The organism is Nocardia tenerifensis NBRC 101015 (genome assembly GCF_000308715.1).
Lineage (GTDB): Bacteria > Actinomycetota > Actinomycetes > Mycobacteriales > Mycobacteriaceae > Nocardia > Nocardia tenerifensis.
This window is the reverse complement of the sequence record NZ_BAGH01000198.1, coordinates 1-20,201: the sequence shown is the minus strand read 5'-3', so window position 1 is coordinate 20,201 and position 20,201 is coordinate 1. Positions and strand designations below refer to the sequence as shown.

At 69.7% G+C, this 20,201-nt stretch carries 16 protein-coding genes and 1 pseudogene; 10 read left to right on the top strand and 7 right to left on the bottom strand.

Annotated features, from left to right (window positions below):
- Nucleotides 1-40 precede the first annotated feature (40 nt).
- Entirely contained in the window at nt 41-1,279 is a 1,239-nt protein-coding gene (locus ON39_RS16840) for an RNA polymerase sigma factor (RefSeq protein WP_040735180.1), read from the bottom strand.
- A 1-nt stretch (nt 1,280) separates the two neighbouring features.
- Nucleotides 1,281-1,691 carry a YciI family protein gene (locus ON39_RS16835; RefSeq protein ID WP_040735179.1) on the bottom strand — a complete coding sequence of 137 codons (411 nt, stop codon included), beginning with the start codon at nt 1,689-1,691 and terminating at the stop codon, nt 1,281-1,283.
- Between the two features lie 958 nt (nt 1,692-2,649).
- Here ON39_RS16835 and ON39_RS16830 point away from each other — a divergent pair.
- The gene (locus ON39_RS16830; RefSeq protein ID WP_083894504.1) at nt 2,650-3,816 is read left to right on the top strand and encodes a serine hydrolase domain-containing protein; all 1,167 of its coding nucleotides are present in this window, start codon (nt 2,650-2,652) and stop codon (nt 3,814-3,816) included.
- A 61-nt stretch (nt 3,817-3,877) separates the two neighbouring features.
- On the opposite strand, the gene ON39_RS16825 is transcribed toward ON39_RS16830, so the two are convergent.
- A complete protein-coding gene (locus tag ON39_RS16825; RefSeq protein ID WP_040735176.1) occupies nt 3,878-7,057 on the bottom strand; it encodes an acetyl-CoA carboxylase family protein in 3,180 nt (1,059 codons plus the stop codon).
- A pseudogene (locus tag ON39_RS51450) lies at nt 7,012-7,236 on the bottom strand (hypothetical protein); the annotation flags it as partial. The pseudogene ON39_RS51450 and the gene ON39_RS16825, both read right to left, overlap by 46 nt.
- Before the next feature lie 433 nt (nt 7,237-7,669).
- Between ON39_RS51450 and ON39_RS16815 the strand changes: the two are divergent.
- Nucleotides 7,670-8,080 (top strand): hypothetical protein, encoded by a 411-nt coding sequence (locus tag ON39_RS16815; RefSeq protein ID WP_211336466.1) that lies wholly within the window; start codon nt 7,670-7,672, stop codon nt 8,078-8,080.
- A gap of 388 nt (nt 8,081-8,468) precedes the next feature.
- Here ON39_RS16815 and ON39_RS16810 read toward each other — a convergent pair whose 3' ends face one another.
- Nucleotides 8,469-9,647, bottom strand: a complete 1,179-nt coding sequence (locus ON39_RS16810) for an erythromycin esterase family protein (RefSeq protein ID WP_040735173.1) — start codon at nt 9,645-9,647, stop codon at nt 8,469-8,471.
- 81 nt (nt 9,648-9,728) lie between these two features.
- On the opposite strand from ON39_RS16810, the gene ON39_RS16805 reads away from it, so the two are divergent.
- Nucleotides 9,729-10,448, top strand: coding sequence for a TioE family transcriptional regulator (locus ON39_RS16805; protein WP_040735172.1), 720 nt, complete (start codon nt 9,729-9,731; stop codon nt 10,446-10,448).
- A 609-nt stretch (nt 10,449-11,057) separates the two neighbouring features.
- On the opposite strand, the gene ON39_RS16800 is transcribed toward ON39_RS16805, so the two are convergent.
- Nucleotides 11,058-12,563 carry a flavin-containing monooxygenase gene (locus ON39_RS16800; RefSeq protein ID WP_040735170.1) on the bottom strand — a complete coding sequence of 502 codons (1,506 nt, stop codon included), beginning with the start codon at nt 12,561-12,563 and terminating at the stop codon, nt 11,058-11,060.
- A gap of 240 nt (nt 12,564-12,803) precedes the next feature.
- Here ON39_RS16800 and ON39_RS16795 point away from each other — a divergent pair, with 240 nt between their 5' ends.
- The 6 genes from ON39_RS16795 to ON39_RS16770 all read left to right on the top strand — a co-directional run bounded on the left by ON39_RS16795 (nt 12,804) and on the right by ON39_RS16770 (nt 18,871).
- Nucleotides 12,804-13,622, top strand: a complete 819-nt coding sequence (locus ON39_RS16795; protein WP_246003171.1) for an ABC transporter permease — start codon at nt 12,804-12,806, stop codon at nt 13,620-13,622.
- 341 nt (nt 13,623-13,963) lie between these two features.
- Nucleotides 13,964-14,668: an ABC transporter ATP-binding protein gene (locus ON39_RS16790; RefSeq protein WP_040735212.1), complete on the top strand. Its 705-nt coding sequence runs from the start codon at nt 13,964-13,966 to the stop codon at nt 14,666-14,668.
- Entirely contained in the window at nt 14,665-15,669 is a 1,005-nt protein-coding gene (locus ON39_RS16785; RefSeq protein ID WP_040735169.1) for an ABC transporter substrate-binding protein, read from the top strand. The genes ON39_RS16790 and ON39_RS16785 overlap by 4 nt, the downstream gene beginning before the upstream one ends.
- An 11-nt stretch (nt 15,670-15,680) precedes the next feature.
- Nucleotides 15,681-16,826: an LLM class flavin-dependent oxidoreductase gene (locus tag ON39_RS16780; protein WP_040735167.1), complete on the top strand. Its 1,146-nt coding sequence runs from the start codon at nt 15,681-15,683 to the stop codon at nt 16,824-16,826.
- Between the two features lie 130 nt (nt 16,827-16,956).
- On the top strand, nt 16,957-18,354 hold the full coding sequence (locus tag ON39_RS16775; protein WP_051186727.1) for an APC family permease: 1,398 nt from the start codon (nt 16,957-16,959) through the stop codon (nt 18,352-18,354).
- Between the two features lie 91 nt (nt 18,355-18,445).
- Nucleotides 18,446-18,871, top strand: a complete 426-nt coding sequence (locus ON39_RS16770; protein ID WP_040735209.1) for a YybH family protein — start codon at nt 18,446-18,448, stop codon at nt 18,869-18,871.
- 1 nt (nt 18,872) lies between these two features.
- On the opposite strand, the gene ON39_RS16765 is transcribed toward ON39_RS16770, so the two are convergent.
- Nucleotides 18,873-19,751, bottom strand: a complete 879-nt coding sequence (locus tag ON39_RS16765; protein ID WP_040735166.1) for a VOC family protein — start codon at nt 19,749-19,751, stop codon at nt 18,873-18,875.
- An 85-nt stretch (nt 19,752-19,836) separates the two neighbouring features.
- Between ON39_RS16765 and ON39_RS16760 the strand changes: the two genes are divergently transcribed.
- Nucleotides 19,837-20,201 (top strand): Lrp/AsnC family transcriptional regulator (locus ON39_RS16760; protein WP_040735164.1); only part of this gene is annotated, 365 nt, incomplete at its 3' end.

The following is a 20,201-nucleotide window of genomic DNA, read 5'->3' as shown; positions in this document are numbered from 1 at the left end:
CACCCGGTCGACCTCGACCGGTGACGGATCCGTGGGTCGGTCACCGGTCGAGGCGGGCGGCGCGGGCGTTCAGGTAGCGCTGCTGCGGCAGGCTCATAGTCCGTTGCGCGGCAAGCAGATACGCTTCGCGGGCGGCGGCGGGGTCGCCGATGGACTCCAGAAGGTGGGCGCGCACGGCGTGCAGGCGGTGGTCGTCGGCGATGCGCGCGTCGGTCGCGAGGTCGTCGACGAGCCGCAAACCCGCGTGGGGGCCGATCGCCATCGACACCGCGACGGCGTGGTTGAGCGCGATCATCGGGTTGTCGGCGAGGGCGAGCAGACGATCGTAGAGGAGCATGATCTGCGGCCAATCGGTCTCGGCGTAGCTGGGCGCCTCGTCGTGCAGCGCGGCGATGGCGGCTTGCAGTTGATACGGGCCGGGGACGCCGCGCGGCAGGGTCGCGGTGATGAGCGCTATGCCCTCGATGATGGACTCGGCGTGCCAGAGTGCGCGGTCCTGCTCCTGCATCGGGACGAGTTCACCGCACGGTCCGGTGCGGGCCGCGCGGCGGGCGTCGGTGAGCAGCAGCAGCGCGAGCAGGCCGGCCACCTCGGCGTCGTCGGGCAGCAGCCGGTGCAGCAGGCGGGTGAGTCGGATTGCCTCCGTGGACAATTCGACGCGGTGCAGGCTGTCGCCGGAGGTGGCGGCGTAGCCCTCGGTGAAGATCAGGTAGAGCACGTGCAGCACCGCGGTCAGGCGCGCGTCGCGCTCGCCGAGGGCGGGCGGTGCGAAGGGGACACCACTGTCCTTGATCGTCTTCTTCGCGCGGCCGATGCGCTTGGCCATGGTCGGCTCGGGAACGAGGAAGGCGCGGGCGATCTCGGCGGTGGTCAGGCCGCCGACCGCGCGCAGGGTGAGCGCTACCTGCGACGGCGGCGAGAGCGCGGGGTGACAGCACAGGAACAGCAGGATCAGCGTGTCGTCGGAGTCGGTCGCGCGCCGGTCGGCGGGCGGGGTCACCCAATCCTGCGGCAGCACCCACCGCGCGGCCTGCGCCTCACGCCGTTCGCGAGCCTGCTCGCTGCGCAACAGATCGGTCAATCGTCGCGAGGCGACGGTGATCAGCCAGGCCGTGGGATTGTCGGGAACGCCCTGCGTCGGCCACTGCGTCGCGGCGGCGAGCAGCGCCTCCTGCACCGCGTCCTCGGCGGAGTCGAAATGGCCGTAGCGCCGCACCAGCGCGGCCAAGACCTGCGGCGCCGCGGAACGCAGCAGGTCGGCCACTCGGCTGTCCGGCACGTCAGCCGTGATCGGGGGCCGCCTCGGAGATCGGCCGCACATCCGCGTAGGCCGTGTCGGCGAGGTGCGCGGGCGCGGGGCAGCGGCCCAGCTCGGCGGCGATCTCGGTGGCGCGGTCGAAGCTCTCGCACTCGACGATCCAGTAGCCGGCGAGCACCTCCTGGGTCTCCGCGTACGGTCCGTCGGTGACGAACGCCGTGCCCGAGCCGCCGATCCGCCGGGTATGCACCGGCTCGGCCAAGCCGCGCGTCTCCACCAGCTCGCCGGATTCGGCCAGTCGCTTGTTGAAGTCGGTCATGAACTGGACCATGGCCGCGAACTCCTCGGCCGTCCAAGCGGGCTTGCCGGACGCCTTGCCCGCCATGCCGTCGTAATCCTCCTGCGAGCCGTAGCTCAGGATCATGTATTTCATCGTCACTCCTCGTCGTCGGCCGCCCCGGTGGCGTCGCTCGTAATGGAACGTCGGAGCCGGAGACCATTCTCGGACATCGGGGCGGTGAAAATGTTGATTGCTTGAGTCAGTGGGGCGGCAGCGTGACTGCGGACTCCGTTGCGATCAGGATGCGCGGGGCGAGGGGTGCAAGGCGCTGGAGCCGAGGGGGCTCCCGCAGATGGGTTGCCATCACGAACATCCGGCCGCCGGAGGATGCCCGGGTCCAGCCACGCGAGGGGCCCGGGGCACGGGCGCTGGGCCGCAGGACACGAGGCACCAGGCACGAGGCGTGGTGCACGGGCGCACAAGGCGGCCCCGTGGCGCGAGGCGAGGGGTTGCAGCGCGCTGGAATTGAGGGGCTCCTCGCCGAGGGTTGGCCATCACGTGCATCCGGCCGCCGGAGAATGCCGAGGTCCGGCCACGCGAGCGGCGTCGGGCAGGACGCACGGCGCACGGGCCGCAGGGCAAGACACACGGTGCACAGCGCACGCGCAATGGGCCTGCGGCGCGGGGCACAAGGCGCAACCGCATGCGCGGCCTGGACCGCGCTGTAGCCGAGGATGCCCCGCAGATGAATTGCTGTCATGAACATCCAGCCGCCGAAGGAGGGTGCCGGCGTCCGGCCACGCGAGCGGCACCGGGGCACGCGCTGCGGGCCACGGCTCGGGGCTCGGGGGCTCAAAGGCTCAAAGGCTCAGGGGGCTCGGGGGGCTCGGAGGGCTCGGAGGGCTCGGAGGGCTCGGAGGGCTCGGAGGGCTCGGAGGGCTCGGAGGGCTCGGAGGGCTCGGAGGGCTCGGAGGGCTCGGAGCAGCATCGTCCGCCGACTGCAGTGGTGACGACTGTCGGATCCCTGAGACAGCGTCTCGGCAGAGGGCTGACGGGGTGCCGCGGCGATATTCAGATGGCGGGTGGGACTGATCGTGACATGCTGGGGCGCATGCGGATCGACGGGACTGTGGCTCGGGGGTATGAGGGGGTTCGGGAGGCGTTTGCGGCTAACTTCGCCGATGAGGGCGAGGTGGGGGCGGCGGTGTGCGTGTATCGGGACGGGCGGCCGGTGGTGGATCTGTGGGGCGGGGTGGCCGACGCGCAGACGGGGCGGCCGTGGGAGCGCGACACGCTTCAGCTGGTGTACTCGGCGACCAAGGGGGTGGTCGCGGCGGCGGCGCATCTGCTGGTTCAGCGCGGGCAGCTCGACCTGGACGCGCCGGTCGCGCGGTACTGGCCGGAGTTCGCGGCGGCGGGCAAGGGCGAGATTCCGGTGCGCTGGCTGCTGACGCATCAGGCCGGTCTGGCCGCGCTCGATGAACCGGTGCCGCTGGCCGAGGCGCTGGCCTGGACGCCGATGGTCGACGCGCTGGCCGCGCAGGCGCCGAACTGGACGCCGGGCACCGACCACGGATACCACGGGCGCACCTACGGCTGGCTGGTCGGCGAGGTGATCCGGCGGATCACCGGGCGTACCGTCGGGCAGTTCCTGGCCGAGGAGATCGCGAAGCCCTACGGCATCGACTTCTTCATCGGACTGCCCGCGGCCGAACGGAATCGGGTGAGCCGCTTGACGTTCGCGCCGAAGCCCGACCTGGCCTCGGTGCCCGACGAACTCGTTCCCGAGCAGCTGCGACCGATGCTCGCGGCCATGCGCGATCCGGAATCATTGTCCAACAGGGCTTTTCAGATCACCGACCCGCCGGACATCGACTTCGACTCGCCCGCCGTGCACGCCGCGGAGATACCCGCGAGCAACGGCATCGGAACCGCGCGCGGGCTGGCCCGGCTGTACGCGACGCTGATCGGGGAGGTCGACAGCGACCGGTTGCTCACCGAGGAGACCCTCGCGGCAGCCGTCGCCGAGCAGACCAGCGGACTCGACCGGGTCATCATGCTGCCGAATCGCTATGCCACCGGGTTCATGCTGCCGCTCGCGGAATTTCCACTGGGCGGGCCGGATTCGTTCGGCCATCCGGGGCGAGGCGGGTCGCTCGGGTATGCCGATCCCGGTCGGGGTGTCGCCTTCGCCTACGTCACCAACTACATCATCGAAGGGGCGCTCGATCTGCGCGCACGCAATCTGGTCGATGCGCTCGACAGTGCTCTCGGATAGCACGCGGATTGCCGACTGGCGCAACGGCTGATGCGCGCGAGCATGGTCCCTGACATCCCGGTCAGCGGAGGGTGCGAATCCACCGTCGCGTGTCCGCGGGATCGATGACGTCGTCCAGTTCCAGAACGGTGGCCGCCGTCAACGCTTTTCCGCTGGCGTAGGCCAGGCTGACCAGGTTGTCGAACGCCTCCTGACGCTTGCCGGGGTCCTCGATGGCGGCGAGTTCCTTCGCGAAGCCCAGGCGCACAGCCCCTTCCAGACCCATGCCGCCGATTTCGCCGGTGGGCCAGGCGATCACGAAGCGCGGAGCGCGGAAGGACCCGGCCGCCATGGCCTGCGCGCCGAGGCCGTACCCCTTGCGCAGGACGATGGTGCCCCACGGGACGGACAGTACGGCCGCTTCGATGAACAGGCGGCTGAACCTGGTGACGGTGGCGTCTTTCTCGGCCTCCGGGCCGACCATGAAACCCGGTGTGTCGCAGAGGGACACGATCGGCAGATCATTGGCGTCGCACAGGCGGAGGAACGCGCTGAGCTTGTCGGCGGCGGGCGCGTCGATGGCGCCGCCGAGGTGGTGGCAGTTGTTGGCGATGAGGCCGTAGGGGCGGCCCTCGACGCGGATCAGGGCCGTGACGAGGCCGACCGCCCAGTCGGCGCGCAGCTCGAGCACGGAGTCGAGGTCGGCGACGGCCTCGATCGCGCGGTGGATGTCGAAGGCGTGCAGCCGGTTCTCCGGGATGACGTGACGGGCCAGGCGCGGATCCGGGGCGGTCCAATCGTCCACCGCGCCTGGGAAATAGGAGAGGTACCGCTGCGCGACGCGCACCGCCTCCGCTTCGTCGGCGGCCACGATGTGCACGACGCCGTTGCGGCGCTGCACCTCGATCGGGCCGATGTCCTCGGGGGCGTAGACGCCGAGGCCGCCGCCCTCGATCATGGCCGGGCCGCCCATGCCGATGTTCGCGTCGGGGGTGGCGATGACGACGTCGCACATGCCGAGCAGGGCCGCGTTGCCCGCGAAGCAGCGGCCGGACACGATGCCGATCAACGGGACTCGGCCGGACAGCGCGCCCATGGCGTGGAAGGTGGTGAAGTCGAGGCCGGAGATGCCGCCGTCGGTGTCGCCGGGGCGCCCGCCACCGCCCTCGGTGAAGAAGACGACCGGAAGGTTCTGCACGCGAGCCAGTTCCAGCATGCGGTCGGTCTTGGCGTGGTTGCGCACGCCCTGGGTGCCCGCCAAAACGGTGTAGTCGTACGACATTACGACCACGCGGCTGCGGTCTGCGCCGAAGCGGTCGGCGTTGATGGTCGCGACTCCCCCGATCAGACCGTCGGCGGGGGTGTTCGCGATCAGGTCTTCTTGACTGCGGCGCAGTCGCTGGGCGGCCACCGCCAAGGCGCCGTACTCCACGAAGCTGTCGGGATCGACTAGGTCGGTGATGTTCTCGCGGGCGGTGCGCCTGCCGAGGCGGTGGCGTTTGGCGACGGCCTCGGCGCGGGATTCGTCGAGCACGACGCGGCGCCTTTCGAGCACCTCGGCCAGGTCGGGACGGATGGCGTCGAGATCGACGGCCGTGCTGTCGGCGGCGACGCCCTCGTGGTCGGCTTCGGTCCAGATCAGCAGGGGCGCATGCGGATCCACCGTTGCGCCCGGTGTCGCGAGGTGGCGGCGGATGCGCAGTGGTTGCTCGGCGCGCAGGACGTGCTGCATCTTCATCGCCTCCAAGACGGCGACTTCGGCGCCGGCCGCCACCACGGTGCCCGGTTCGACCAGGCTGACCACTGTGCCGCCCATGGGCGAGCGCAGGGTTTGTTCATCGTCTTGCAGGACAAAGGAATCGGCCGTCCCGGTCGGCGCGGGATAGTCGGCTGCGGACGGCTCGATATGGGGCGCGTAATCGGTTGCGAGGGCGGCGAATTCATCGAGATTGCGTTCGAACCACTGGGTCGAGACGGTGGTTTCGCCCGCGAGCGCGTCCAGCACCGCCCGCAGCAGGTTCGCGTTGGTGTCGATGCCGACCACGACGGTCTCGGCGAGCGCGTCCGAGCAGCGGCGCAGTGCGGCGGAGTACGAGGGACCGCGGGCGATCACCTTCGCGAGCAGCGAATCGAACTGTGCCCCTTGCCGCATCCCGGCGTAGGCGGCCGTGTCGACGCGCACACCGACGCCGGTCCGCGCGGCGAACTGGGCGAGGGTGCCGGTGCTCGGCAGCACTTCGCCGCCCGCGGTGACGATCTCGGCGTTCACCCGCGCCTGCACGGCGTAGCCGCGCGGCGGACCGGTCGGCAGGTCGAGGTCCGCCAGGGCGCGTCCCTGCGCCAGATCCAGTTGGATCGACACCAGGTCCACCCCTGTCACCTCCTCGGTGACCGTGTGCTCCACCTGAAGTCGCGGATTCACCTCGAGGAACCACGCGTCCGCGCCGCGCACCAGGAACTCGACCGTGATCACACCGCGACACCCCACCGACTCGGCCAGCCGCACCGCGTCCGCGTGCAGCCGTTCGCGAAGCGCCGCAGCGAGATTCGGCGCCGGCGCGACCTCGATCAGCTTTTGGTGCCGCCGCTGCACACTGCAGTCTCGGTCCCCCACGGCGACGGCGTGCACGCCGTCCGCGACCACCTGCACCTCGATATGCCGCGCGTCATCGATGAGCGCCTCCGCGTACACCGTGTCGTCCCCGAACCCCGCCAACGCCTCCGCCCGGCATCGCTCATACGCCTCGGCCAGCATCTTCGCCTCGCGCACCGCCCGCATCCCGCGCCCGCCGCCCCCACCCGCCGCCTTCACCATCACGCCGTCCGGATGCGCGGCGAGCAGCGAAGCGATCTCGTCGAGCCCCCCGCCCGCCGACGTAGCGGCCAACACCCGCACCCCCGCCCGCTCCGCCGCCGCCCGCGCCGCCACCTTGTCCCCGAACGTCCGCAACACCTCCGCCCCCGGCCCCACGAACACCAGCTCCCCCGCCGCACACGCCTCCGCGAAATCCGCACTCTCACTGAGAAACCCATACCCCGGATGCACGAACGCCCCCGCCCCCGCCGCCGCCACCACAGCGCTCACATCCAGATACGCCGCCGCCCCCACTCCCGGCAACCGCACCGCATCATCGGCCAGCCGAACGTGCAAAGCATCCCGCTCCTCGGCCGTATACACCGCCGTAGTCGCCCACCCCCGCTCCCGAGCAGCCCGCATCACCCGAACCGCAATTTCACCCCGATTGACCACAACCACGCGCATCCGGCCAGTCTCCCGCATGCCCGCCCAGCCTCGAACAGGGCCTCTTCGTCGGACAGCGCCGCCAGGTCCTCGGCCTCCCGCCGGACCTTGCGGATGTCGTTGAGCCGGGCGACCTGGATCGCGACCTCGAACAGCACCGTCAGCGCGAACGCCAGGGCCAGCATGGAGAACGGGTCCTGGGGGCGTAGTGGGTCGGATTGCCGAGATGATGCTCTCCGGACCTTGCGGCTGCGTGCACGCCGACTTCGGAACCCATCTCATTAGCCGAGCCGAAGCACCAGAACCGGTTTCGACTGGGGCCGGGACCTGCCCCAGAAGCCGGCCGACATCGAACCGCGCGATTGGCCGCCGACCGTGACAGCACCGCCTGCTCCCGCCGCGTGAGCGTCGAAGAATGTCGGCAGTCTCTGCTGTGAGCGTGCCGGGCACTACCTATTTGCGCGGTGCCGACAGACCTGGGATGACGGCGCGACCGCGGGCGGATGGGGGCTACCTCTCGAGGACCATCGCGAGCCCCGTCGAATCACCCACTCGCGCGACCCGAGACCGATGTCCAGCTCACCGGGATCGGGCGACGATGGCCGTATCGGAGCACGACGCGAAGGAGTAACAGTGACGGCCATCGAATCGGGAACCTATGTCGGCGCCACCGCCGCGGAACTGCGGGAGAAGGGCACGCCGGACAAGGCGGCGGGGCTGGTCAGCCAGAAGGCCCTGTTCCATCGCCGCGGAAAGATCACCCTCGATACCGACACCCTGGTGTTGTCGGACTGGAACGATTCCGGCGACCTGATCCTGCGCCCCACCGAAATCACCGCTATCGAGCGAAAATTCACCGACCTCTACGGCCGCTTCCTCGGCGGTCTGCTCGATTCCGGCAAACCCCTGATCCTGCACACCGTCTCGGCTGGGGAGATCTACCTGCTCATCGACCGCAAGGAATTCATGGAGACCACCCGGAACAAGGCATGGGCCCAAGCCTTGCTCGACTGGCACACCGCCGGTACGGGACGCACGGATTGAGTTGCGTCACAGCGTTTTACATCCCACATCCGGCAGCTTGGGGCACCGTAGGCGCGCCGGTGCAGCCATCCCCGTTGGCGAGGACGAGTGCGTGACCGACGCGCCACAGTCGTTGTCCGAACCGCACAAGGCAGATCCGGGTCGTCGACGCGCTGGATTCCGGGCCGAACTCGAATTCGCAGCCGTCGCGCTGGAGGACGATGCGTACGCGAAAGGCGCGCCCCCAGGAGTGCTCGAGGGATACTGAATGCTCCGGCCTTGGAGCTTCGACCGGTTCGTCATGCGCGCCCCTGCTCGCGCCGCCGCGGCTCGACTGCTCGCTGCGCTGGGTTCATCGGAGAGTTGGTTTCGGGTCGCCGACTCTGCCGCTCAAAAGTGCTGTGGCCGACTATGTGTCGGAGGTCGCCAGACTGTGGCTGGGTTCCGTGGGTGAGGCGGGCACGCCGTCGCCGATGAACAGGACTGTGTCGGCGGTGGCGAGAATTTTGGAGTCGAGGGGGAAGTAGCCCTTTTCGGGGACGGTGTCGGTGCGGGTTCGGCCGGAGGTGATGGTGTCGGCGGGGGTCAGACCCCAGGTGTGGAGTTGGGTTCGGAGGAGGCCCTCGTAGGTGTCGGGGGTGGGTTCGGGGAGGTCGAGGGTGTCGCTTCGGCCTAGGCTGCCCGCGATGAAGGTGTATTGCTCGCCGAGTAGGGCGCCGATCAGGGCGCCTGCGCCGAGCCAGTCGAGGACCAGGCCCGCGACGCGCATGGTGCCGGAGTTGCGGCGGAGGTGGTAGTTGTGGGCGCTGAGCATGGTTGGGCCGCGGGTGATTTCGACGGCGCGGATGTCGAGGAGGTTGCGGGCCATGATGGCGTCCCTGGTGGTGGCGAGCAAGGAGATGCGTTCGTTGAGTTCGAGGTCGCGGGCGGCCTGGCGGTGGTAGCGGAGCAGGTCGAGGCCGGCGGTGAGATGGGTTCTGGCGCGGTGCCATTCGGCGCGGGCGGGCCCGACCGGATCGGTGCCGCGCCGTTCGAGCGCGATGAGCATGCCTTCGGCGATTACTCGCGCCCGCTCGGCCTCGGGGGTGGCGCCGAGGGAGTCGGCCGGGTTCATGATGGCCGCCTCGCGGCTCCAAAGCTCGTCTTCACCAAGCAGACTCGTCAGGTCGGCGTCGAATTGCAAGTAGTCGCGGGCGTATTCGAGGTAGCGGCGCGGGCTGGGTGCGCTCATGGTCTCCGTCGGTGCGTCGGAGCCGTGGAAGGACAGCTGGTCTTCCGGCGGGCGCTGCCGGTTGTACTCGCGCATCCAGGCGAGTAGTCGCCGGTTGCCTTCCTGTTCGCCCCAGCCGTGGGAGAAGCCCTCGCTGAGCGCGGTGTCGAGGGTGCCGACGCCGTCTCGGACGTAGTCGTCTACGGCGAGTGCGGCCACGCGATCGGTTTCCAGGACGAACGAGCGGAAGCCGAGGTCGGCCAGTTGCGCGAACAGTTGATTGCGGATCAGTTGGAAGGCGGGTTCCTGATGCGTCGGCTCGCCGAGCGCCACCACGTGGCAGGCGGGCGGGATGAAGTCTCGAATGTTCTGGGTCATGCATATGAATCGTATCGTTGAAAGGTCGGTTGAAGCTTTTCCCGTTTGTGCATGTGAACCGTGCGATAAAGTCTCAAATCGGTGACTACCTTGCGACCAGCCGACCTAGCCCGCGAACACGGCCTCTCGACTCAGGCCGTCCGCAACTACGAGCAGGACGGCTGCATTCCGCCCGCCGACCGCACGCCGAGCGGGTACCGGATCTACACCGAGGTGCACGCGGCCGCACTGCGCACCTACCTCGCGCTCATCCCGGCGTACGGGCACGCGGCCAGCGGCCAGATCATGAACGCGCTGCACGCGGGCGGACTCGACGGCGTGCTGTTGACTATCGACCGCGGCCACTGCCGATTGCTGCGCGACAGAGAAACTCTCGACTCCGTGCGCAAAGCGGTGGCCCACCTGACCAATGAAACCGGCAGCGCGGCAAGCCAACTCGAGAACACCCAGTCTTTTACCATCGGCGAACTAGCCCACCAACTCCGCATCACCCCTGCGACGCTTCGCAATTGGGAGTCCGCAGGCATCCTCACCCCCACCCGCGACCGAACCACCGGCTACCGCCGCTACGACGCCACCGACATCCGCGACGCCCGCCTCACCGAACTCCTCCGCCGCGGCGGCTACCCCCTCCACCACATCCGCACCGTGATCCACCAGATCCGAACCGCAGGTGGCACAGACGCTTTGGCCGCCGCCCTGGACGACTGGCACCAGAAACTCACCGCACAAGGTCTCGCCATGCTGACCGCGGCCAAGCGCCTGAGCGAATACGTAACCCTCCCCCCGCGAACCCCTTGACTCCCACAGCACACGAAGTTGCATGCGTTTCCGTGTGCGGGACATCAGAAGGTATGCGGCTGCCTATGGACCGCCACCCGCCCAAGGTCAGCCCCAGCAAGAAAGGTACGCGGCGTCACCTTCTGCTCCTCCAGCACGATGAGGCGACGAGCAGAGTCAAATGGTGCCTATTCGATCTTGGACCACGACCATTCGACTCTGCTCCATCCCAGCGCCGCCGATGTGCGCGCGCACGACTGGGTTCCGGCACCAAAAGGGCGCTCCCCTAGAGTGAGCGCGGCCTTCTTACCCAAAGATCCGCGCCCATTCATCGGGGCCGCCCAGGGGTCCCGACGTCGGAGGACCAGACCGTCCGAGCCACCGCCGACGTGCTGATGCCAGCGAGGCCAAGCAGTGCAGCGCGCCCCCAGGTGCCAACGATGGAGGGCGAGACCGCTCGGGTTGTCACCAGGGTGCACTGCGCGGAGGTCCGCCCCTCAGCTGTCACATCCATCGAGCAGAGTCATATGGTTGCCCGCGAAGATCAGTTGGCGACCATATGACTCTGCTCGCTGATACGCCGGTGCAGTGCTGCCGTGGGGCCGCCGGCAGGTGGCGGCGCCAGGCGGGTCAGGCGGTGCGTTTGGCTGCCAACGGGCGGACTACGGCCTCGGCTTCGGGGTGGGAGAAGGTGAGGACGCCGTCTTCGATGGGCTCCTTGCGCAACATCTTTCGGTCGCGGAAGTAGTTGTTGATGACCTGCCAGGGGCCGCGGGCGCCTTGGCGGGGCATGACGGCGTCGCCGCGCTGGATGTAGCCGGAGGTGAGGGCGCCGCCCATGACGGACTCGGTGGAGCGGTCGGCCTCCTCGGCGACGGCGACCATCTTGGTGTAGCCGCGCGCCTTCATGTGATTGAGGATTCGGCAGAAATACTCGGCGGCGAGGTCGGCCTTGAGGGTCCAGGAGGCGTTGGTGTAGCCGAGGACCATGAGGGCGTTGGGGATGCCGTCGAGCAGCGCGCCCTTGTAGACGACGCGGTCGCGGGTGACGACGGGCTCGCCGTCGACCTCGAGGGTGGCGCCGCCGAGCATCTGCACGCGCAGGCCGGTCGCGCTGATCACGATGTCGGCGGGCAGTTCTTCGCCGGAGGCGAGGCGGATGCCGGTCTCGGTGAAGGTCTCGATGCGGTCGGTGACGATGGACGCCTCGCCGCTGCGCAGCACCTTGAACAGGTCGCCGCTGGGCACCACGCACAGCCGCTGGTCCCACGGGTTGTACGACGGCGTGAAGTGCCGCATGTCGATCTTCGAGCCGAGCTGCAGGCGCACGGCGGCGAGCAGCACCTTGCGCGAGGCGGCGGGGTTGGTGCGGGAGAGCTGAAAACTGGCGCGCTGCAATGCGATATTGCGTGCACGACCCGCCCGGTAGGCGATCGCGGCGGGCACCCGGGCCAGCTTCATGCCGACGGCGACGGGGTCGTCGGCGGGCAGCGCGGTGATGTAGGTGGGCGACCGCTGCAGCATGGTGACGTGCGCGGCGTCCTTGCTCATGGCGGGGACGAGGGTGATGGCGGTGGCGCCGCTGCCGATCACGACGACCCGCTTGCCGCGGTAGTCGAGATCCTCGGGCCAGTGCTGCGGGTGCACGATCTGACCGCCGAAGTCGGCCTCGCCGGGGAACTCGGGGCGGTAGCCGTTGTCGTAGTCGTAGTAGCCGGTGCAGCCGACGAGGAAGTTGCTGGTGAACGTCTCGACGGCGCCGGTCTGCTCGTCGAGCGCCTCGACGGTCCAGATGTTCTCCGCGCTCGACCACCGCGCGGTGGTCACCTTGCGACCGAAGTGGATGTGCTCCTTGACGCCGTACTCTTCGGCGGTGTCCTCGACGTACTGGCGGATGCTTGGCCCGTCGGCGAGCACCTTGGTGCCGATCCAGGGCCGGAAGCCGTAGCCGAAGGTCATCATGTCCGAGTCGGAGCGAATGCCGGGGTAGCGGAACAGGTCCCAGGTGCCGCCGATGGCGGTGCGGCGCTCCAGGATCGCGTAGCTGCGCCCGGTCTGCTCACGGGTGAGGTGACAGGCCACGCCGATACCGGACAGGCCAGCGCCGATGATCAGTACGTCGACATGCCGCGTCATTGAGGAACTCGTTTCGTCTGGTCACGCCTCGTTCACCGGCGAGCGAGGGCTCTCTTCGAGATTACGTGTTATCTCAGGTTACGTCTAGTCCGGGGTTGCCGGAAACGTGCCGCCGACGGGGCGGCAATTAAAACCGCGCTGGTTTCAAACGGTGACTCCCGCGCGCCGCGCGCACAGCATGGAGGACTGCGACGCGCCCAGCGGCGTTCGCTGAACCCTGTCCCCTACCCGAGGTGTCGCGTGTCATCAATTGTCTTGGAGCCCACGCCGATCCGGGTTCGGCCGGCGACCCGGCTACGGCCGGGCAAATCCTGGCTGCGGGTGGTGAGCCCGCTGGTCATCGTCGCGGCGTGGCAGCTGGCCAGTGTCGCGGGCGTGCTGCCGGAGCGGCAGCTGGCCTCGCCGGTGACGATCGTGCGGACCGCCGGAGAACTCCTGCGTGACGGCACACTCCAAGAGGCGATCACCGTCTCGCTCGGGCGCGCGGCGACCGGGTTCGTGATCGGTGCCGCGCTCGGGATCGGCCTCGCCGTGCTCGCCGGGTTGAGCACGATCGGCGAGTACGTGGTCGACCCGCCGATGCAGATGCTGCGCACGGTGCCGTTCTACGGGTTGATCCCGCTGCTCATCCTGTGGTTCGGGATCGGCGAGCTGCCGAAGGTGGTGCTTGTCGCGTTCGGCACGGCGATTCCGTTGTATCTCAACACCTTCGCGGGCATCCGCGGCGTCGACGGCAAGCTGGCCGAGCTCGCCCGCGTGCAGCAGCTCGGCCGCCTGGCCCTGCTCGGGCACATCGTGCTGCCGGGCGCGCTGCCGCAGACGCTGGTCGGGCTGCGCCAGTCGCTCGGCGTCGCCTGGCTGGCGCTGATCGTCGCCGAGCAGGTGAATGCCGATGCGGGACTGGGCTTTCTGATCAACGACGCCCGCGAGTTCCTGCGCACCGACGTCATCGTGGTCGGCCTGCTGGTGTACTGCGTGCTCGGCCTGCTGACCGACGCGTTCGTCCGTTTGATCGAGAGGAAGGCGCTGGCATGGCGACGCGGGTTACTGGGGCAGTGATCGTCGAGAAGCTGGCCGAGAAGGCTAGCGGGGCAACGAGTTCTGCGAGCTCCGGACACGGCGTCGAACCGGGTCCGCGGCACGACGCCGAACCAAGCTCGGAACACAACGCCGAACCCGGCCAGCAGCGCGACACCACACCAGGCCCGGACCACAGCGCCAAACCAGGCTCACAGCACGACACCGAACCGGGCTCGGACCACGACGCCACACCAGGCCCGCAGCACGACGCCACACCGGGCTCGGACGACGACGCCGAACAGGGCTCACAGCACGGCACCGAACCACGCTCGGCGGGCGGGATCGAGGACCGCTCGCCCACAACGGCTTACGCGACCGCGATACCGGTCGCCCACGTGCGCAACCTGACTCGCGATTTCGACAACCGCCGCGTCCTCGACGGCCTCGACCTCGACATCGCCCCAGGCGAATTCGTCGCCCTCCTCGGCCGCAGCGGCTCAGGCAAGTCCACCCTGCTGCGCGCCCTCGCCGGCCTCGACCGCGGCGTACGCGGCGAGCTCACGACCCAGGGCACCATCGCCGTCGCCTTCCAGGAACCGCGCCTGGTTCCGTGGAAACGCGTGCTGCCCAACGTGTTTCTCGGCCTGCGCCACAGCGACCCGAAGGCGGCGGCCCGCGCCGCGCTCGCCGAGGTCGGCCTCGCCGCGCGCGCGGACGCCTGGCCGCTCACCCTCTCCGGCGGCGAAGCGCAGCGCGCCAGCCTGGCCCGCGCGCTGGTCCGCGAGCCGGACCTGCTACTGCTGGACGAGCCGTTCAGCGCCCTCGACGCGCTGACCCGCCTCACCATTCACCGCCTGGTGATCGACCTGTGGCAGCGCCGCCGCCCCGGCGTCCTGCTGGTCACCCACGACGTGGACGAGGCGCTGCGCCTCGCCGACCGGGTGCTGGTCCTGGGCGAAGGCCGCATCGCCCACGAGTCCCGCATCGACCTGCCGCGCCCGCGCCGCGGCGACCATCCGCGCCTGCTCGCGCTGCGCGAAACCCTGCTCGCCGAGCTCGGCGTCGCACCGGAAGGAACCGAATGAAAGCCAGAAGGCTGCTGCTCGCAACGACTCTCGCGCTCGTCGTGGCGGTCGGCACGGCCTGCGGGTCCGGCAAGTCCGACGACGCGGCGGTCCGCCCCGACGGCTCGATCGACCTGTCCCAGGTGACCCTGCACGCCGGCGACCAGAAGGGCACGGGACTCCAGGCCCTGCTCACGGCCGCGGGCGAGCTGGACAAGACGCCCTACAAGATCACCTGGTCGCAGTACCAGGCGGGCCCGCCGATGCTGGAGGCGATCAACTCCGGCGCGGTCGACATCGGCGGCGTCGGCAATGCCCCGCCGATCTTCGCGGCCGCGGCCAAGTCGGCGATCAAGATCGTCAGCGGGTACCAGGCGGGCAAGGAGGGCCAGGGCATCGTGGTGCCCAAGGACTCACCGCTGCGCGCCCCGGAAGACCTGCGCGGCAAGAAGATCGCCGTCACCAAGGGCAGCTCGGCCCATGCCCATCTGCTCGCGGTCTTGGCGAAGGCGGGCATCAAGTGGAGCGACATCGAGCCGCAGTACCTGCAACCGCCGGACGCGCTGGCCGCGCTGTCGACCGGACGCGTCGACGCATGGGCCATCTGGGACCCCTACACCGCGCAGGCCGAACAGCAGTCCAACGCGCGAATCCTGGTGGACGGCAACGGTTATGTGACCGGCGACGCCTTCTACGTCGCCGGCGACAAGGCGCTCGGCAGCAAGGCGACCACCGCCGCCCTGCGCGACCTGCTCGCCCGCATCGCGCGGGCGCACGCCTGGGTCAACGACCACCCCGAGCAGTGGGCCAAGACCTACGCGGAACTGACCGGCCTGCCCTACGACGTCATCCTGACCGTCGTGAAACGCGGTCGGTACCAGGATCATCCGCTCGACGCCGCCAGCATCGCCGCCGAGCAGGGCGTGGCCGACGCCTTCGCCGAGGCCGGGCTCATCCCCCGCAAGGTGACCATCTCGGACTTCACCGACACCCGCTTCAACGACCTGTTTCCCCCCGCCTGAGGAGTTGGCCCATGACTTTGTCGTTCCACTGGTTCCTGCCCACCTACGGTGACTCGCGCGGCCTCGTCGCCGGCGGGCACGGCACCTTCATGTCCGGCGATCGCCCGGCGACGCTGCGCTACCTCAACCAGATCGGCGCGGCCGCCGAGGACAACGGCTTCGAGGCGGTGCTCACGCCGACCGGCGCGTGGTGCGAGGACGCCTGGCTCACCACGGCGATGATGGTCGACACCACCGAGACGCTGAAGTTCCTGGTCGCGCTGCGCCCCGGCCTGGTCAGCCCGACGCTGGCCGCGCAGATGGCGGGCACCTTCCAGCGACACTCGCAGGGCAGGCTGCTGCTGAACGTGGTGACCGGCGGCGAGCCGCACGAACAGCAGGCCTACGGCGATTTCCTGGACAAGGAGCAGCGCTACGCGCGCACCGGCGAGTTTCTGCACGTGGTGCGGGAGCTGTGGAACTCGCACGAGCCGATCACGTTCGAGGGCGAGCACATTCACGTCCGCGACGCGTTGCTGAGCAACCGGCCCGATCCGGTTCCGCCGGTGTTCTTCGGCGGCTCCTCCGCACCGGCCGGACCGGTCGCGGCCCGGTACGCCGACGCCTACCTCACCTGGGGTGAACCGCTGCTCGCGGTGAGCAGGAAGCTGGAGTGGATCCGCCGCCTCGCCGTCGACCACGGCCGCGTGCTCGACTACGGCCTGCGCATCCACGTGATCAGCCGCGACACCTCGGAGGAGGCGTGGGCCGAGGCCGATCGGTTGCTGCAGGGCATCGACCCCGCCGATATCGAACGCGTGCAGGCCAGCCTGGCGCGCAGCGAGTCGGAGGGACAGCGGCGGATGTCGGAGCTGCACGGCGGCAGCACGGATCGGTTGGAGATCGCGCCCAACCTGTGGGCCGGGGTCGGGCTGGTGCGCGGCGGGGCGGGCACCGCGCTCGTCGGCTCGCACGCGGAGGTCGCCGAGCGCTTGGTCGAGTACTCGAAGCTCGGCATCACCCACTTCATCCTGTCCGGATATCCGCATCTGGAGGAGGCGTACTGGTTCGGTGAGGGGGTGCTGCCGATCCTCGAGCGCAAGGGTTTGTGGACGCACCCGTCGCGTCCGGCCACGGCGCCTGCGGCGACGCCGTTCGCCGCCTCGTCCAGCAGCTGAAATAGCAGGCTGCGGCCCCCGCGGGAGATCGAGTGGGGATCCCCAGTTAACGGTCACTGACTGACTGCGGCGAGAATATCCGACGGTCCGGCTCACCGGCCGGCCCGCCGGACGAACTCATAAGGGAGTCATGACCACCGCACCCGCTCAGCGATGGCGCCGCCGCCTGCCCGACACCGCGACCCCCGAGGGCGCGCCGAAGCTGGCGCGCAAGCTCGGGCGCGTCGACCTCACCGCGATGGGCGTCGGCACCATCGTCGGCGCGGGCATCTTCGTGATCACCGGCGTCGCCGCCGCGGAGAAGGCCGGCCCGTCCATCGTGCTGTCGTTCGTGCTCGCCGGGACGGTATGCGTGCTGGTCGCGCTCTGCTACAGCGAACTCGCGGCGATGGTGCCGGTCTCGGGCAGCGCCTACACCTATACCTACGCCACCCTCGGTGAGGGGCCCGCGTTCCTGGTCGGCTGGAATCTGTTGCTGGAGTTCGTGATCGCGGGGGCCGCGGTCGCGATCGGCTGGTCGGGCACCACGGTGTCGGCGCTGGACTCCCTGTTCGGCGTCACCGTCCCGAAGGCCATCGCCGCCGGGCCCGCCGACGGCGGGATCGTGAACCTGCCCGCGGTGCTGATCATCGGGGTGATCGTGGCGGTGCTGGCCGGCGAGGTGTCGTTGACCGCGCGGATCACGAAGGTGCTGGTCGGGGTGACGATCGGCGTGCTGGTGCTGGTGGTCGCGGTCGGCGCGCCGCATATCGACGTCGACAACTGGCGGCCGTTCGCGCCGTTCGGCGTCGGCGGGATCGTCGGCGGCGCCGCCATCGCGTTCTTCGCGTTCCTCGGCTTCGACGTCGTCGCGGCCTCGGCCGAGGAGGCGCGCAAACCGCGCCGGGACGTGCCGTTCGCCATCATCGGCACGGTGCTCATCGCGACCGTGCTCTACGCACTGGTCAGCGCGGTGCTGACCGGTATCGCGCCGTTCGCCTCGCTGAACAACGGCGCGCCGATCGCGACGGCGTTCGACAGTCTGCACATCGGCTGGATCGGCAATGTCATCGTGGTCGCCTCGATCATCGCGTTGACCAAGGGCCTGTTGATGATCGTCTACGCACAGGTCCGGCTGTCGTTCGCGATGTGCCGAGATCGGTTGCTGCCCTTCGGTCTCGCGCAGACCGGCAAGCGGTCCACGCCCGTCCGGCTCACGCTGCTGCTCGGAGTGTGCTGCGCGGTTATCGCCGGACTGCTGCCCATCGACATCGTGGTGGAGCTGGTGAATATCGGCGCACTGTCCGCGTTCGCGGTGGTGTGCGTCGGCGTGCTGGTGCTGCGCCGGGCCGAGCCCGAGCGGGAGCGGCCGTTCCGCACGCCGCTCGTGCCCGTGGTTCCGGTGCTCGCCCTCATCGGGTGCGTGCTGCTCGCGACCACGCTGGAGGCGTTGACCTGGGTGCGGTTCGCGGTGTGGGTGGTCGTCGGGCTGATCGTCTATCTCGGATACGGGCGCAAACGCTCGACCCTCGCCCCCACGGCCGACTAGCGACCGGTCGGTTGCGCACGCCGCCGCCTCTCCGGCAGGCTCACAGGAGGCCGACCGTGCCGGTGAGGCGTCTTACGAAGGGACGATGACGATGGCGGACGACGAGAAGACGATCCGGGTTTTGATCGAGCGCTGGGCCGCCGCCGTGCACGCGGGCGACCTGGCCGGCGTCCTCGCCGATCACGCGCCCGACATCGTCATGTTCGACGTGCCGCCGCCGGACGAGGGCCTGCGCGGCATCGACGCCTACCGGGCGGCCTGGCCGGCGTTCTTCGAGTGGCAGGCGCAGGGCGCGACGTTCGAGATCGTCTCCCTCGACGTCACCGCGGGCGCCGACGTCGCGTTCGCACACGCCCTGGTGCTCTGCGGGACGGCCGAGGAGTTCGCCGAGAATCCCGGCCGTCGTCTGCGGCTCACCCTCGGCCTGCGCAAGGAGAACGAGCGGTGGATCGTGGCGCACGAGCACCACTCGTTCCCGGACAGCACCCTGCCCGACGTGGAGTCGGTCGGGGGCTGAATCAGCCTGCGGCGGGCACGAAGAACAAGCCCGAGCCGTACGCGTCGCGCGCCGAGACGAAGAATCCGTGGGCGGTGTCGACGGTCTCGACGCCCGCGCCGTCCACGATGCCGCGGGCGGCGGTGATGTCGTCGACGGCGATGGTCATGGCGGCGAGATAGGACGGGGCGGGGGCCGGTTCGCCGGGCAGGAACTCCTCGACCTCCGAGGCGCGCAGGAACTCCAGTTGTGCGGTGGGCAGTTTCAGCACGGTGCGCGGGTTCACTCGCTCGGGGTTCACCTCGACGATGCGGCGGTAGCGGTCCACGATCGCGTCGAACTCGTCGTCGGCGGCCACGATCAGCACGGCGGTGATGCCGCGGGCGCCGTTGCGGTGGGTGAGGTAGCGCGGCTGGTGCACGTACTCGCGGGTCATGTGCTGGGAGACGCCGAGCAGCGCCTCGCGGGTGGTGCGCGGGTCGATGTGCACGGTGCGGGCGCGCATGGTGCGCACGCCCTCCTCGGTGTCGACGTCGCGTTCCAGCTCGAGCACGCCGGAGGCGGGCAGGCCCGCCTCGGTCAAGCGGCGCTGCGCGGCGTCGGCGTCGTCGGTCTCCAGATTGAGGATGCGCAGACCCTCGTACTGATCGGCCATGGCCCGCGCGTGCCACGGGTCGGGCGCGGTCTCGGAGACGACCCCGAGCAGTTCGATGTAGGAGCCGCCGAACAGCGCGCACTGGTTGGCGGTGCTGCTCTCGACCAGCGGTTCGCCGGGCCCCGCGCTGAGCTGGTGCCGCGAGCGCGGGCTGAGAGTGAAGCCGAAGTCGGTGTATCGGGCGGCGATCCCGTCCAGGTCGCGGGTCAGGATGCCGGTGTGGTGGATGGCGTCGATTGTGGTCACGCGACGATGTTCGCCGCGGCGAGCCCCGACTGTCCCGAATCACGGGCCACTGCGCCGCAATCCGACACTCACCTACGCTGACGAGGTGGATTCGCTCACCCTCGATGCCGTCGATCGCGGATTGCTGCACGCGCTCGAACTGGACGCTCGCGCGCCGTTCAGCCGGATAGGCGCGGTGCTCGACGTCTCCGAGCGCACCCTGGCGCGCCGCTACGGCAAGCTGCTCGGCACGGGCACGCTGCGGGTCACCGGCGTGCTCGACCAACAGCGGACCGGTCACGCGGAGTGGCTGGTCCGCCTGCGGATGAACCCGGACGGCACCGCCGAGCTGGCGCGGGTACTCGCGCGGCGCGCCGACACGGCGTGGGTGACGATCATGTCGGGTGGGGCCGAACTCGGCTGCCTGTTCCGGGTGGCCGAGGCGGCGTCGGCGCCGCTGGCCGAGCTGGC

Coding starts and splice junctions, on each gene's coding strand:
- ON39_RS16835 (WP_040735179.1), bottom strand. CDS start 1,691: ATGAAATACATGATCCTGAGCTACGGCTCGCAGGAGGATTACGACGGC.
- ON39_RS16830 (WP_083894504.1), top strand. CDS start 2,650: ATGCGGATCGACGGGACTGTGGCTCGGGGGTATGAGGGGGTTCGGGAG.
- ON39_RS16825 (WP_040735176.1), bottom strand. CDS start 7,057: ATGCGCGTGGTTGTGGTCAATCGGGGTGAAATTGCGGTTCGGGTGATG.
- ON39_RS16810 (WP_040735173.1), bottom strand. CDS start 9,647: ATGACCCAGAACATTCGAGACTTCATCCCGCCCGCCTGCCACGTGGTG.
- ON39_RS16800 (WP_040735170.1), bottom strand. CDS start 12,563: ATGACGCGGCATGTCGACGTACTGATCATCGGCGCTGGCCTGTCCGGT.
- ON39_RS16785 (WP_040735169.1), top strand. CDS start 14,665: ATGAAAGCCAGAAGGCTGCTGCTCGCAACGACTCTCGCGCTCGTCGTG.
- ON39_RS16780 (WP_040735167.1), top strand. CDS start 15,681: ATGACTTTGTCGTTCCACTGGTTCCTGCCCACCTACGGTGACTCGCGC.
- ON39_RS16775 (WP_051186727.1), top strand. CDS start 16,957: ATGACCACCGCACCCGCTCAGCGATGGCGCCGCCGCCTGCCCGACACC.
- ON39_RS16770 (WP_040735209.1), top strand. CDS start 18,446: ATGGCGGACGACGAGAAGACGATCCGGGTTTTGATCGAGCGCTGGGCC.